Below are 921 nucleotides of genomic sequence, written 5' to 3'. Positions count from 1 at the left end.
ACGCGGGCACGGTCCGCCTCCCCGCCCACGGGGTGGAGGTCGCCACCGCCTCCCCGGAGCTCTACCTGCGCCGCACCGGCCGCACCGTGGAGTCCGGCCCGATCAAGGGCACCGGCCGCACCGCGGAGGACCTGCTGGAGAAGGACCACGCAGAGAACGTGATGATCGTGGACCTCGTCCGCAACGACCTCGGCCGCGTCTGCGCCACCGGCACGGTGACCGTCCCCGAGCTCTGCGCGGTCGAACCCCACCCCGGCCTCGTCCACCTCGTCTCCACCGTGCGCGGCAGGCTCGCCGAGGGCGCGGGCTGGGCCGAGCTCTTCACGGCGACCTTCCCGCCCGGCTCGGTCACCGGCGCCCCCAAGCCCAGCGCCATGGACATCATCCGCTCCCTGGAGACCACGCCCCGGGGCCCCTACTGCGGCGGCATCGGCTGGGTCGACGCCGACCGCGGCACCGGGGAACTCGCCGTCGGCATCCGCACCTTCTGGATCGACCGCACCGCCCGCCCCACCCTCCGCTTCGGCACCGGCGCCGGGATCACCTGGGGCTCCGACCCCGAGCGCGAGTGGGCCGAGACGGAACTGAAGGCCTCCCGGCTGCTCGCGATAGCGTCGGGCACACACCAGTCGCTCGGAGGGACGAAACGGTGACGATCTGGCTCAACGGTTCCCTGCTGGACGAGGAGAACGCCCGGGTCTCGGTCTTCGACCACGGGCTCACGGTCGGCGACGGCGTCTTCGAGACGGTCAAGGCCGTCCACGGCCGTCCCTTCGCCCTGACCCGCCATCTCGCCAGGCTGGCCGCCTCCGCCCGCGGCCTCGGACTGCCCGCCCCCGACCCCGGCGAGGTACGCCGGGCCTGCACGGCCGTCCTCGACGCCAACCCCATGCCGCTCGGCCGCCTCCGCATCACCTACAC

2 protein-coding genes are annotated in these 921 nt (G+C 73.9%); both read left to right on the top strand.

The window, feature by feature from the left end; all coding sequences use genetic code 11:
- The coding region (locus tag K6I34_RS37495; protein WP_229332474.1) for a chorismate-binding protein at positions 1-653 on the top strand (653 nt) is incomplete at its 5' end.
- Positions 650-921 (top strand): aminotransferase class IV (locus tag K6I34_RS37490; RefSeq protein ID WP_229332473.1); only part of this gene is annotated, 272 nt, incomplete at its 3' end. The genes K6I34_RS37495 and K6I34_RS37490, both read left to right, overlap by 4 nt.

It is taken from the genome of Streptomyces sp. UNOC14_S4, from assembly GCF_020740835.1.
Lineage (GTDB): Bacteria > Actinomycetota > Actinomycetes > Streptomycetales > Streptomycetaceae > Streptomyces.
This window is presented reverse-complemented; position numbering and strand designations above follow the sequence as displayed.